We start from the raw sequence: 13,269 nt of genomic DNA on the forward strand, positions 1-13,269 counted from the left end.
GTGAATTCGTCCGCCTTGGAGCGCACATAACTCGAGACATTTTCCAACACCAGCGGGCGCTGCAGTACGTCCTGTACTTGGCGAACGCGAGCGGCCACGTGGTAGAGGCTTTCCTCGGTGTAAGGCAAAGGCAGCAAGTCGTGCAACTGATGCGCGCTGCCGCGGCTCCAGCACAGGTGATCGGAAATCCATGCCGGCTGGATGCGCTCGGCGAGCTGTTTGATTTGCTTCAGGTAATCGATATCGAGGGAATGTGGCCCGCCGATGGACAAGGACACACCGTGCATCACCAGGGGATAGCGCTCGGCTATCGCGTCCAGGTAATACAGGGCTTTACCGCCCTGGACCAGGTAATTTTCGGAGATCACTTCGAACCAATCCACGGGTGGCGATTGTTCGAGAATCTGCTGGTAGTACTCACTGCGTAAGCCCAGGCCGTAACCCAGACTCGGAAGGGAAGCGGACATGATTCACTCCTGGGAAAGTGTCCGCAGCGGTGGTGGCGACCGCTGCGGATGCACTTATCTGTCGGTTATTCGCCGACTTTGCCGCCAGCCTTGGTGCAGGCATCGGCACTGGCCATCGCCTTGAAGCCCTGGCCTTTGCAAGAACCTTGGCCTTTGCAAGCGTGGTCCTTGGTTTTGCAGTCGTTTTGGCCTTTGCACGCGTTGATGCCGTAGCAGTGAACAGCGGTGTCAGCAGCTTGAGCCTGAGTGACCACACCGGCAAACATAGTGGCAGCAGCCATTGCGAGAGCGGCACCAGCAGCAGCGGATTTAATGTTCATTCTTGTATTCCTCATGATCGTAGGGGTGTCGGTCTAAACGGATTGTTCAGTCTCGACACACCACTAGAGTGAGGCCCCCCAGCCGCGTTACAGTCGTGTGCAAATATTTCTGAAAATTATTCTTCAAGCTTCAAAAGGGGTTCCTGAAAGCGCAGTAATCGCCCGGCATTCCCCAGTACCAGCAAGGTGCTGAGGTTATGCAGCACCGCCGCAATCATTGCCCCCGCTGCGCCCAACCAACCAAACGCAGCGAACACGACGATGGCCAAGGTCCAGCCCAGGCCAATCACCACGTTGACCTGCAAGGTTTGGCGGCACTGACGGCTCAAACGTACGCAGGTGCCCAGACGACGCAGATCACTGCCGATCAACACCACATCCGCCGACGCCAGGGCGATATCCGCCCCGCCCGCCCCCATCGCCACGCCGACCACTCCGGCCTTGAGTGCCAGGGAATCATTGATGCCGTCGCCCACCACCATCGGGCGAAAGCCGCTGCCGATTTCCCCGAGTACACGGTTGAGCTTGTCCTCCGGCAAGGCTTGGGCTTCGACATCACTGATGCCCACGTCCAGCGCCAGGCTGTCGGCGACACTTTGACGGTCACCGGTCAGCAGCAGTTGGCGGCCCAGGCCCAGGTCGCGCAGTTCCTGCAGCGCTTGGCGTGCTTCCGGCTTGACGCTGTCGGCCAGCAACAGCCAGGCGAGGAACTGTCCGTTCAGCGCTAAGCCGGCAATCGGGCCATCGTGGTTCGGGACCGCTGTGGTCGCAATACCCAACTGCTCGAACAACTCCGGTCGCCCCAGCGCGGCTTCGCCCCGCTCGGTCTGCGCCACCACACCCAGGCCCTGACGTTCGCGGATGTCGGTCAATACCAACATCTGCTCCTGAGTCGCCAGGCCCGCCAACGCGCGGCTCACCGGATGGCTGCTGGCCGACCCAAGGCTGGCCGCCAGGTTGAGCAACACCTGCCGATCCGGTGCCGAAGTTTCAATGGATTGCAGGCGCAACGTGCCAAAGGTCAGCGTGCCAGTCTTGTCGACCACCAACGAGGTCAGGTCCGCCAACTCCTCCAGGAACGCCGAGCTGCGAATCAGAATCCCATGCCGCGCCGCCACGGCGATCCCGGCAATCGCCGTGGCCGGCGCCGAGAGCACCAAGGCACACGGACACGCCGCCACCAGCACCGCCAGCATCGCCTGGGCGTCGTTGGTCACAAACCAGGTCACCGCCGCCAGCAACAGCACCAGCACCATATAACTGCCGGCATAGCGTTCCAGCAGCCGTGTGATCGGCGGCTTGGAGCGCTCGGCGTTCTGCATCAGCGCGATGACCTTGCCCAAGGTCGACTCGTTGCCGGTACGGGTCACTTCAAGGCGCAACAAGCCGTCGAGGTTGATCGCCCCACCAAACACCTGCACGCCCACGCTGGCTTCCAGCGGCACCGACTCACCGGTGATCGGCGCCGTGTCCAGGCTCGCCTGGCCCGACAGCACCACGCCATCGGCCGGTACCCGATCACCCGCGCGTACCTCGACGATATCGCCGGTGTTCAGCGTGCCGTTATCCACTTCCACGATGTTGCCGTCGGCCTGCACCAACCGCGCATGGCTGCGGGTCAGTTTGCCCAGGGCATGAATCGCCTCCTGGGAGCCAATCACACTGCGTTCTTCCAGTACGTGACCGAAGATCATGATGATCGGCAGCAACGCGGCGGTCAGCAAATCACCCGTGGCCCAGGCACCGAGCATGGCCAGGGCGATCAGTTGGTCAGTGATGCCATGCAGGCTTGGAAAACGCAGGCTGTACCAGGCCGAACGCATCACCGGTACGGCCACCAGCAAGGACGCCACGCCCAGCAGCAACTGGCTCACGCCCGTCTGGTCCGGCGCCAGCCAGCGCCACACCAGGCCCAATATCAACAACCCCAAGGCCAGCATGGCCAGGGTCAATTGCCGGGCAGCGCTGCGCTGCTCGGCGGAGGTCAGCATGGGTGCGCTCATTGTTCGGCTCCCTGAATGATCAAGCGGGAGTCGTCTTTAGGATCGACCGTGGTCACGGAACCGGCCTGGCCGAGAATTTTCGGCAGGCGCTCGCGATACAGCCTCAGCAACAACCCTGGGTCTTTCACCTGGGCCAGGCTCGCGACGGTGGCGGTTTGCGCCTGGGCATTGGCCAGGCGCTCACTGGCCTGGGCGTGGGCGACCTGCACCAGACGATCAGCGGCCTGATTGGCGGTCTGGGTGAGTTTTTCCGCCTCGGTACGCGCATTGGCCACGGCTTTGTCCGCTTGCTGGCTGGCCGTCAGCACCGCGTTGAACGCATTCACCGCTGGGCCCGGCAGGCTCGATTGCACGTCGACACGGGTGACTTCGATACCCAAGCCCAAACCGGTGGACGCCAACTCGGCCAAACGCTTGTTGATGCCTTGCACCAAATCACCGCGCAGCCGCTCGCGGCGCTCGGCTGCGCCGTTGTCGGTGCCGATCAGCTCCGGGCGTGCCACAAGAATGGTGTCCAAATCCCGGGCGGCCGTCAGGGCCACGGCGCTGCGAGTGACCAGCCGATCCAACGCCGGCAGCACATGCTCGCCCTGCAGCACAAACGCGTAAGGCTCGGTGACCTTGTAGAACACCCGCACATCCAGCTGCACCACCCCGGCATCGCCGGTCAGCAAGTAACCGGAGCCGGCCAGTGCATCACTTAGAGGCGTGGCGAAACTGGCCACGCGATCAGCCTGGATCGCCGCGTCCGAACGCAACAAGTTTTCGACCCGTCGCTCGATCACACGATCCGCCGCCGGCAGCAGCACCACCTGTTCGAACGGCTGCGGCCACGCCAGCAACAACCCGGAATTCTGAATGCGGTCCAGTGCGCCGAAATGCAGCACCACGGCACGGTTCTGCGGGTCGATCTGGCGCACATTGGAAAATGCCCAGGCCAGCGCCGCCAACACGGTCACCGCGTACAGCGCCAGGAAAGTCAGGCGCCCGGCCTGAATCCACGGGCTGTCCGGGCTGTCACGCTCGATCATGGCTGAATGTCCTTCGGCCCATCCACCAGCGCGCGGAACGGTGCGGCGTCGGTGCGCAGGATAATCTTGGTGCCTGGCGTGACCACGGTACCCAAGGTGTCCAGCGAGCGCAGCAGGTTGTACAACTGCGGATTGCCCGCATAAGCGCGACCATAAATCTGTGCGGCTTCGACCCGCGATTGCGCTTCGATATCGGCGGCTTTCACCGTGGCATCGGCCTGCACGATCCGTGCATCGCGCTCGGCGGCGGAGCGAATCTGCGCGGCTTCACGCTTGCCTACAGCCGTGCGCTCGGTGGCGATGGTTTCACGTTCTGCGCGCATGCGGTCGACAGTGGCGGTGAGGGTCACCGACGGCAAGGTCAGGCGTTCGACACCCACTTGCGCCACGCGCACGCCATAGGTGGTGAGCAATTGTTGATCAATCTGCTGGCGCAACTGCGCCTCGAAATCGGCGATGCGCACCTGGCTGGCGTCGGTGTTGATCAGGCTCGACAGGTCGAAACTCGCCGCCGTGGTTTCCAATGCCGAGCCAACGAAGGTGCGAATCTGTCGCGCCGCTTCATCAGGCTGGTTCTGCACCGCACGCATAAAGCGCTGCACATTGTCGGCATCGCCCTGCACCTGCCACGCCACGTAGGCTTGCACGATGATACGCAGGCCATCACGGGTGCCCACGTCCTGCAAGCCACTGGAGGTGGTGCGCAAGCGCAGGTCCACGGGGATCGCCGCTTCGAACGGTGCCGGCCAACGCCAGCCGAGGCCCGGCTCCAGCAGCACCCGCGATGGGTTGCCGAAGCGGGTAATCACCGTGGCTTCGCCGGAACGTACCTGCACCAGGCTGGCCGCTGCCACCGCAAACAGCACGAGCAGAACAGCCCAGGCCATGCGGCGCCATGGGAAGGGGCCGGCAGCCTGTTCATCACCGTGGTGATGGTGGTGGTGATGGCCATGATGATGACCGTGATCGTGAGAATGAGCGCTCAACAGACAGACTCCTTATTGAACGGCTTTGCGCGGCGCCACTGGGTCGGCCGGCAACGTAAAAGAACGCAGATCGATCGTCGGCGCGCCTTCGGCGCCCAGGCGGTGATCCAGAATAAGCAGTTTGGCGTTGGCCAGGCCCTGGCTGAGTTGGCCGAGGTACTGTTCGAGCACGAATGCCTTGCCGGCGGTGGCATAAGCCTTTTGTTCTGCGGCAAAACGCAGGTCGGCAGCGTGGGCCCCGGCGTTCACTTCGCGGGCGGTAGCCAGTGCCTGGTCGCGGGCGGTACTGGCTTGCAGCAACGCTTGGTTGGTTTGTTCGCTGGCGGCACCGCGCTCACGGGAGATCAGCGCCTGCGCGCCAATTTGTGCCGCTTGCACGCCGTGGTAGGCATTGGCAGCACCGGCCGGTGGGTGAATGGCTTCCACCACCGTGGCGAGAATTTCCACGCCGCTGTCGAGCCTGTTCAGGTCCGCTTGCACCGCACGGCCCACTTCATCGGCGAGGCTAGTGCGTTGCTCACCGAGCAATTCGTCGAGGGTACGCGAGGCAAAATCATGCACAAGGATGCGGCTGGCGGTGCTGCGGATCAGCGTCGGCACATCCGCGCTGTTATAGGTGGCAGCGAGCGCGGCCCGGTCGGTCAGGCCGATGCGGTAGACGAAACGCACGTCCATATTGACGATCTGGAAGCTCTGCTTGTCGCCGCTGCTGCTGGCGATCACCTGGGACTTGTCGTTCACATGGCTGGCGTCCCACAACCGGTTGGCGATCGTCGGCGCCGGGCCTTCGGCGGAGGCCAATTCAGGGATGGCGGCTTCGCTGACGCTGGTCGCCAGTTCGTGCACCACGCCGTTTTCCACAGTCAATACGCGGCCCAACGGCCACGGTAATCCCACATGCAGGCCAGGGCCGAAGACCTCTACCGGTTTGCCGAAGCGCTCATAAATCCCACGACCTTGCAGGGGCACTTCATGCACGCCGGTCAGCGACCAGCCCACCGCCAGAACCACCAACAACACCGGCAGGAATGCCCGGCGCATGTAGGTAAACGCCCAGATCTGGCGCAGGTCAATGCCGAAGCGGTTGTGCAGTTCGTGCTGCAAGGCAAGCAAGGGTTGCGGCGGCCAGCGCAGCAACCCGGCGATAAAGCTCTGGGCCATCAAGCGTGGTTCGAGGCGTGGTTGGCGCGGACTGAACAACGACAACACGCCCCGGAGCAGAAACTCCAAGGCCACCAGCGCCGGCAGCAGTCCGATCAGCGTTGCCAGGCGCAGTGGCCAGACCGATTCAGCACTGGCAAACAGCAGGCAAATCGCACTGATCACCAGGCAGATGATCGCCACCCGGCTCAACTGCGCCAATTGCGAGGCTTCCGGCCATTGCGCAGGCGTTTCCTGGGCCAGGCGGCGCTCGAACACCAGCAAGCCGAAGGCCAGCGCCAAGGCCAGAGCAGCGCCGATGCTGGCGGATTGGCCTACAGCGGCGGCGGGCAACGCCAGGTTCCAGAACTCGATAATGCTGACCAGCGCCAGCAGGGACCAGCCGCACAACCACAATACCGGGGCGCCGATCTGCGCCAACAGGCCGCTGCCAAAACGCCCAATCAGCCGTGCGTAGCCGTCTGTGTCCGCCAAAGGCTCCACATCAACAGCGGGTTCTTCCAGCGCCTGGGCCCGCCAATCGGCTACCCACCACGCCGATTGCAAGCCGGCCACCAGCACCAACAACGCCGAGGAACAATTGATCAGCACCACCGGCCAGATCGACAGCGGTGCAAACAAGGCGACAAACAGCGCCAGCACCCATCCGGCAACGGCCAGGGCCGTCAGGCTGATACCCGCTTGTCTCAATCGACGGGCATGGAACAGCCCCTGCTGAAAACGCGGCAGGCCCTCAACCGAAGCGCCGTCAGCTTCTAGATCCACTTGCATCCACTTAACGCCCGCTTACATACAATTAGTTACGATATAACACAGGGCGTGAAATTTTTGTCCGATAAACGCAGCTTTTGAACACACCGCAAACCTCTTGTGGGAGTGGGCTTGCCCGCAATAGCGGTAGCTCAACCGCTGATAAGTCGACTTACAAGCCCTCATCGCAGGCAAGCCAGCTCCCACAGGTGCACGGCGTTACACTCGAGAGCGTGACTAAACCCCCATAAACACGCGCCATCACTGGTGCAGGCCAGGATTAATCGGCACACTCGGAAACAGTTTTTCGCGGGTTCACGGACAAGGAAGCGCCACTCCCCATGATTTCCATCTACCAACTCAAACCGCAGTTTCAAAACCTGCTGCGCCCCCTCGTGCAGCGCCTCTACGACAACGGCACCACCGCCAACCAGATCACCGTGCTGGCCGGGGTCGTCTCCTTGCTCGTCGGCCTGCTGATCGCCAGCTTTGCCCAACACCTGTGGTTGTTTGCGCTGATCCCACTGTGGATGATCCTGCGCATGGCCCTCAATGCCATCGACGGCATGCTCGCCCGCGAGTTCGGCCAGCAATCGCGCCTGGGCGCCTACCTCAACGAACTGTGCGATGTGATTGCCGACAGCGCGCTGATCCTGCCGTTTGCGCTGATACCGGACGTGGGCCTGGCGCCGGTATTGCTGGTGGCGCTGCTGGCAGTCTTCAGTGAATACGCGGGCGTACTCGGGCCAATGGTGGGGGCATCACGGCGTTATGACGGGCCGATGGGCAAGAGCGACCGGGCATTTGTATTGGGTGTGCTGGCCACCGGCGTGGCACTGGGCTGGCTCGGTGCTGTTTGGGTCGACACCGTGATGTGGCTGGTCGCAGTCCTGCTCGCCTACACCTTGGTCAACCGTGTGCGCCAAGGCCTCAAAGAAGAACAAACCTCTCCGATTGCATAAGGACTTTTGCGATGCGTGAACAACAAGAGCACACCTTCAGTACCCATGATGGCGTCGAGCTTTTCTACCGGCACTGGCCGGCCACCACGCCGTCGAACGGGGAGCCGCGCAAAGCGATCCTGTTGTTCCATCGCGGCCACGAGCATTCAGGGCGTATTGCCCATCTGGTCGACGAACTCGACCTGCCACAGTTCGATTTCTTCGCCTGGGACGCCCGGGGCCACGGCCAATCCCCTGGCGAGCGCGGTGACAGCCCCAGCTTCGCCACCAGCGCTCGCGACGTGCAAACCTTTTGCGATCACATCGGCGCCACTTACGCCATTCAAGAAGAAAACTTCGCCGTCATCGCCCAAAGCGTCGGCGCGGTGATCGCCGCCACCTGGGTACACGATTACGCACCCAAAATCCGCGCCCTGGTGCTCGCCTCCCCGGCGTTCAAGGTCAAGCTCTACGTACCCTTCGCACGGCCGGGCCTGGCGTTGATGCGCCGATTTCGTGGCAATTTTTTCGTCAACAGTTACGTCAAGGCCAAGTTCCTCAGCCATGACCCGGAGCGCGTGGCGTCCTACGACAGCGATCCACTGATCACCAAGGCGATTTCGGTTAATGTGCTGCTGGGCCTGTACGAAGCCGCCGATCGGGTTGTCGCCGATGCCCAGGCGATCCAGGTGCCGACACAACTGCTGATCTCCGGTTCCGACTTTGTGGTACACCGCAAACCCCAGCAGCAATTCTTCGACCGCCTTGGCAGCTTGAAGAAAGAGCTGCATATCCTGCCCGGTTTCTTCCACGACACCCTCGGCGAACGCGACCGTGCCACGGCCGTTAACAGCGCCAAGCGCTTTATCCTGCAGAACTTTGCGCACCCGCTGGACCGCGCCTCATTGCTGGACGCCGACAAACTGGGCGCCACTTGCGCCGAGTCCGAAGCCCTCGCCGCGCCGCTGCCGCACAACTCTCTGCGCGACCTCTACTGGCGCATGACCCGTGCCAGCATGGGCCTGGGCAAGAACCTGTCGGACGGGGTGAAACTGGGTTTCGACACCGGCTTCGACTCCGGCAGCACCCTGGACTACGTGTACCGCAATAAACCCACCGGCAAGGGCGGGCTGGGGCGGATGATCGACACCAACTACCTCAACTCCATCGGCTGGCGCGGCATCCGCCAGCGCAAGCTCAACGTCGAGGAGTTGCTGCGTTTGGCCATGGCCAAGTTGCGTGCGGATGATCGCCAAGTGCGTATTGTGGATATCGCCGCCGGTCACGGTCGCTACATTCTCGAAGCCTTGCAGGGTGTGTCGCCGCTGCCGGAATCGATCCTGCTGCGCGACTACAGCGATATCAACGTGCGCGACGGTGGCGCACTGATTCGCGAAAAAGGCCTGGGGGATATCGCGCAGTTCGTCAAAGGCGACGCGTTCGACCGGGCGGATCTGGCTGCCCTGGAACCCAAGCCGACCCTGGCGGTGGTGTCCGGGTTGTATGAGTTGTTCGCCGATAACGCCATGGTCGGCGGCTCATTGGCGGGCTTGGCCGAAGCAGTGGAGCCCGGTGGTTACTTGGTTTACACCGGGCAACCATGGCACCCGCAACTGGAACTGATCGCCCGTGCGCTGACCAGCCATCGTCAGGGCCAGGCCTGGGTGATGCGCCGTCGCAGCCAGGCAGAAATGGATCAACTGGCCGAGGCGGCGGGCTTTCGCAAGATCACCCAGCGCGTGGATGAGTGGGGCATTTTCAGCGTGTCCCTGGCACAGAAGATCTGAACATGCGCGAACCCGGCCTATTAAAACCAGCGGTCCTATGGCTGCTGCTGTTGGCACCGCTTTTTTTCAGCACCTATGGCTTCGCCACCTGGGTCACCAGCCAGCGCAGCGACGTCGGCACCCTGGTATTCGGCTGGGAAACCCATATACCGTTCTGGGCATGGACCATCGTGCCCTACTGGTCCATCGACCTGCTCTACGGCTTCTCGCTGCTGTTGCCCAGTAGTCGTCACGAACTGAAGCAACACGCCCTGCGCCTGCTCAGCGCGCAGGTGATCGCGGTGAGCTGCTTCCTGATCTGGCCGCTGCGCTTCACCTTCGAGCGTCCGGAGCTGGACGGCGTGTTCGGCTGGCTGTTCGCCGTGCTCGCCGGCTTCGACAAGCCGTTCAACCAGGCGCCGTCGCTGCATATCGCGCTGTTGGTGATCCTGTGGGTCATGTACCAACGCCACACCCAAGGTTTCTGGCGTTGGGTGGTGCATGGCTGGTTCGCCTTGATCGGCCTTTCGGTGCTGACCACTTATCAACATCACTTTATCGACTTACCCACAGGCGCCCTCGCCGGTTGGCTGTGCGTGTGGTTGTGGCCGGTGGAGCATCCCAGCCCGCTGCTGAATGCACGACTGACCCGCGACACCCAGCGCTGGCGCCTGGGCGTGCGATATGGCCTGGGCGCAGTGGGGCTGGTGATCCTGGCGTTTTTGCTGGGCGGCTGGTGGCTGTGGCTGCTTTGGCCGGCGGTGTCCCTGGGTTTGATCAAGGCGAATTACTTCGTACTCGGCGCATCGGGCTTTCAGAAACGCGCCGATGGTCGGTTGACCCCAGCGGCGCGCTGGCTGTATGCGCCCTACCTGATGGGTGCATGGATCAATTCGCGCCTGTGGACACGCAAGCACCCACAACCCGACCTGATTGTGGATAACGTTTGGCTTGGGCGAATTCCTGCAATCAGCGAACAGAGTTCCTTCAACGCCATCGTCGACCTCTGCGCCGAACTGCCGATTAATCCACAGGGCCGCGCCTATCAATCCATCCCTGTGCTGGACCTGATCTCCCCTACACCCACTGAATGCCTGCAAGCGGCCCAAGCCATCGAACAATTGCGCTTAAACGGCCCGTTGCTGGTGTGCTGCGCCCTCGGTTATTCGCGCAGCGCCACCGCCGTTGCCGCCTGGCTGCTGTACAGCAGGCGCGCCGCTACGGTGGATGAGGCACTGGCTATTATTCGTACAGCACGGGCCGCCGTGGTCCTGCACCCCGCTCACCGAGAAGCGTTGGAGGGTTTACCCCATGCCCGCTGATATGGAACTCCAAGTGACCGCCAGCCTGCTACGCCGTGGCCGCTCGCTGGATCAGTTATCCACAGGCCTGACTGTGCTCGGCTTTTTGTTCGGCCTGGCGCAACTGCTGATGGCCAGTATTTCGACCATCTGCCTGTTGCTCGCCCTGTGGATGATTATCCTCGGCCTGTTGCAAAAGTACTGGGCACTGCGGGTGGCCTTTGACGCCGACCTGTTCGCCTTGCTGGCCCGCGACACCGCCCGCACTCCGGACCTCGATCAGGCCCTGCTGAGCCTCGGCCTGCAATCGGCCAAGCGCGTAGGCCGGCCCTGGACCGAACGCCGTCGCGGCGCCCTTAAATTGCTGCGTAAACAAGCCTGGCTGCTCGGTGCGCAAGCCTTGCTGACCCTGGCCATGATCCTCGCCAGCCCTTGGCTACCTTTCGCCGGATAAGGAATTCCCATGTTCGAACCCGTGGTCGCCACGCTGATTACCTCGATGGCCCGCACCGTCACCGGCGCCCGTAGCCTGTGGCTCGGTTGTGCGCCAGTGCCGGTGCAGCGCATCTATTTCGCCAATCACAGCAGCCACGGCGATTTCGTGCTGCTGTGGGCTTCGCTACCGCAAAACCTGCGCAAATTCACACGCCCGGTGGCCGGCAGCGATTACTGGAACGCCAGTGCCTTGCGCCGCTACATCATCAACCGGGTGTTCAACGGTGTATTGATCGATCGCGAACGCAAAGACCCTGTGGATAACCCTCTGCAGCCCATGCTCACGGCCCTGGAACGGGGTGACTCCCTGATCATCTTCCCCGAAGGTACACGTAATCTGGAGGACGGCCTGCTGCCGTTCAAAAGCGGCCTGTACCACTTGGCAAAAAGTTACCCACAGGCCGAGCTGATCCCGGTGTGGATCGCCAACCTGAACCGGGTCATGCCCAAAGGCCGCGTATTGCCGCTGCCCCTGCTGTGCACCACCAGCTTCGGCGCGCCGCTGCAATTGGCGCAAGACGAAGACAAAGCCGCCTTCCTCGCCCGCAGCCGCGACGCTTTGCTCGCCCTTGCCCCGGAGCACGTCTGACATGGATAGCCAAACCCTGATGTTGTTCGGCGGCATCGGCGCGATCCTGGTGCTCGCCTCGTTGATCGGCCTGATCCTCAAGCTGCGCACCCGTGGCACACCCAACGCGGTGATCGACAACCTCAACGCGCGCATCAACGCCTGGTGGGTGATGGTGGTGGTCATCGGCATTGCCTTCTGGCTCGGCACCGGCGCGGTGATCCTGCTGTTCTACGCGGTGTCGTTCTACGCCCTGCGCGAATTCCTCACCCTCACCCCTACCCGTCGCAGCGATTACCCCGCCTTGGTGGCGGCGTTCTACCTGGCGTTGCCGCTGCAATACCTGCTGATTTACTCGGATTGGTACGGGCTGTTCTCGATCTTCATCCCGGTATATGTGTTCCTGCTGCTGCCGATCCTCGCTTCGCTGGGGGGCGACAGCACGCACTTCCTGGAACGTGCCTCCAAGGTGCAATGGGGCCTGATGATCGCGGTATTCTGCGTGTCGTTCGTGCCGGCGTTGCTGACCCTCGACATCCCTGGCTACGAGGGCCGCAACCTGTTGCTGATCGCCTATCTGGTGATCGTGGTGCAACTGTCGGATGTGCTGCAGTACGTGTGCGGCAAGCTGTTCGGCAAACATAAGATCGCGCCCAATTTGTCGCCGTCCAAAACCGTGGAGGGGTTTGTGGGTGGGATTCTGCTGTCATCCCTGATTGGCGCAGCGCTGTGGTGGACCACGCCATTCAACCCGTGGCAGTCGTTCTTGATCGCGCTATTGATCAACCTGCTCGGCTTTGCTGGCGGCATCGTGATGTCGGCGATCAAGCGCGACCGGGGCGTCAAGGACTGGGGACATATGATCGAGGGGCATGGCGGGATGCTGGATCGGCTGGATTCAGTGTGTTTTGCGGCGCCGATTTTCTTTCATCTGGTGCGGTTCTGGTGGACCTGATGCCACCGCTCTAACGCTCAATGAAGATCAAAAATGCGGGAGCCTGCTCCCACACTTGTTTTGCGGTGTATTCACGTCATCTTTTGTATCAAGGACGCGTGTAAGATAGGCCGCACTTTGCCAGGGATGCTCACCATGTTCGATTCGTTGAAAGCGATCAGCCGCCGTATTGTCGGTGCGTTATTGACTGTGGTGGGGGCCGTTTTCGGTCAATGGCATCCGCCGCTCTGGCTGCGCACCATCGGCCATGGCCTGGCCAACCTGGGCCGTAAGGCTCATGCTTATCCGCGCCAAGCCGGCGCCGGAGTGCTGGGCCTGGCGTTGTTGGCCGGCGCCGGTTTCTATGGCTGGCAGTGGTATTCCCACCTGCCGAAACCCCATACCGTGGGTTATTCGCTGCACAAACCGAACCTGACCGACTACACCCAGCCGCAACCGGTTGTGGATAACTTGCAGGTGCGCTTCGCCGAATCCGTGGCCCCGCTGGCAGCGATTGGCAAGCCGGTCACTGAGGGCATTACCCTC

The 13,269-nt window shown here is 62.3% G+C and carries 13 protein-coding genes; 7 read left to right on the top strand and 6 right to left on the bottom strand.

What is annotated here, in order from left to right; all coding sequences use genetic code 11:
• The 6 genes from ACRESD_RS21705 to hflK (ACRESD_RS21730) form a co-directional block, all read right to left on the bottom strand.
• On the bottom strand, positions 1-467 hold a 467-nt coding region (locus ACRESD_RS21705), incomplete at its 3' end, for a DUF692 domain-containing protein (protein ID WP_431752781.1).
• 65 nt (positions 468-532) lie between these two features.
• On the bottom strand, positions 533-787 hold the full coding sequence (bufA2, locus tag ACRESD_RS21710; protein WP_016978693.1) for a BufA2 family periplasmic bufferin-type metallophore: 255 nt from the start codon (positions 785-787) through the stop codon (positions 533-535).
• 116 nt (positions 788-903) lie between these two features.
• On the bottom strand, positions 904-2,790 hold the full coding sequence (locus tag ACRESD_RS21715; RefSeq protein WP_431752782.1) for a cation-translocating P-type ATPase: 1,887 nt from the start codon (positions 2,788-2,790) through the stop codon (positions 904-906).
• On the bottom strand, positions 2,787-3,821 hold the full coding sequence (gene hflK, locus ACRESD_RS21720) for a protease modulator HflK (RefSeq protein WP_431752783.1): 1,035 nt from the start codon (positions 3,819-3,821) through the stop codon (positions 2,787-2,789). Before hflK (ACRESD_RS21720) ends, ACRESD_RS21715 begins: the two co-directional genes overlap by 4 nt.
• Positions 3,818-4,807: a protease modulator HflC gene (gene hflC, locus ACRESD_RS21725; protein WP_431752784.1), complete on the bottom strand. Its 990-nt coding sequence runs from the start codon at positions 4,805-4,807 to the stop codon at positions 3,818-3,820. The genes hflK (ACRESD_RS21720) and hflC overlap by 4 nt, the downstream gene beginning before the upstream one ends.
• 12 nt (positions 4,808-4,819) lie before the next feature.
• Positions 4,820-6,739, bottom strand: coding sequence for a protease modulator HflK (gene hflK / locus ACRESD_RS21730; RefSeq protein WP_431752785.1), 1,920 nt, complete (start codon positions 6,737-6,739; stop codon positions 4,820-4,822).
• A gap of 320 nt (positions 6,740-7,059) precedes the next feature.
• On the opposite strand from hflK (ACRESD_RS21730), the gene ACRESD_RS21735 reads away from it, so the two are divergent.
• From ACRESD_RS21735 to ACRESD_RS21765, 7 genes are all read left to right on the top strand, one after another.
• Entirely contained in the window at positions 7,060-7,680 is a 621-nt protein-coding gene (locus tag ACRESD_RS21735) for a CDP-alcohol phosphatidyltransferase family protein (RefSeq protein WP_431752786.1), read from the top strand.
• An 11-nt stretch (positions 7,681-7,691) separates the two neighbouring features.
• The gene (locus ACRESD_RS21740) at positions 7,692-9,446 is read left to right on the top strand and encodes a bifunctional alpha/beta hydrolase/class I SAM-dependent methyltransferase (protein WP_431752787.1); all 1,755 of its coding nucleotides are present in this window, start codon (positions 7,692-7,694) and stop codon (positions 9,444-9,446) included.
• 2 nt (positions 9,447-9,448) lie between these two features.
• Positions 9,449-10,747 carry a phosphatase PAP2/dual specificity phosphatase family protein gene (locus ACRESD_RS21745; protein ID WP_431752788.1) on the top strand — a complete coding sequence of 433 codons (1,299 nt, stop codon included), beginning with the start codon at positions 9,449-9,451 and terminating at the stop codon, positions 10,745-10,747.
• Positions 10,737-11,180: a hypothetical protein gene (locus tag ACRESD_RS21750; protein WP_431752789.1), complete on the top strand. Its 444-nt coding sequence runs from the start codon at positions 10,737-10,739 to the stop codon at positions 11,178-11,180. The genes ACRESD_RS21745 and ACRESD_RS21750 overlap by 11 nt, the downstream gene beginning before the upstream one ends.
• A gap of 9 nt (positions 11,181-11,189) precedes the next feature.
• Complete coding sequence (locus ACRESD_RS21755; RefSeq protein ID WP_431752790.1) at positions 11,190-11,810, top strand: lysophospholipid acyltransferase family protein; 621 nt, start codon at positions 11,190-11,192, stop codon at positions 11,808-11,810.
• Between the two features lies 1 nt (position 11,811).
• Positions 11,812-12,744, top strand: a complete 933-nt coding sequence (locus ACRESD_RS21760; RefSeq protein ID WP_431752791.1) for a phosphatidate cytidylyltransferase — start codon at positions 11,812-11,814, stop codon at positions 12,742-12,744.
• A 135-nt stretch (positions 12,745-12,879) separates the two neighbouring features.
• On the top strand, positions 12,880-13,269 hold a 390-nt coding region (locus tag ACRESD_RS21765; RefSeq protein ID WP_431752792.1), incomplete at its 3' end, for a hypothetical protein.

The sequence above is a fragment of the Pseudomonas sp. genome, from assembly GCF_050739995.1.
Classification (GTDB): Bacteria; Pseudomonadota; Gammaproteobacteria; order Pseudomonadales; family Pseudomonadaceae; genus Aquipseudomonas.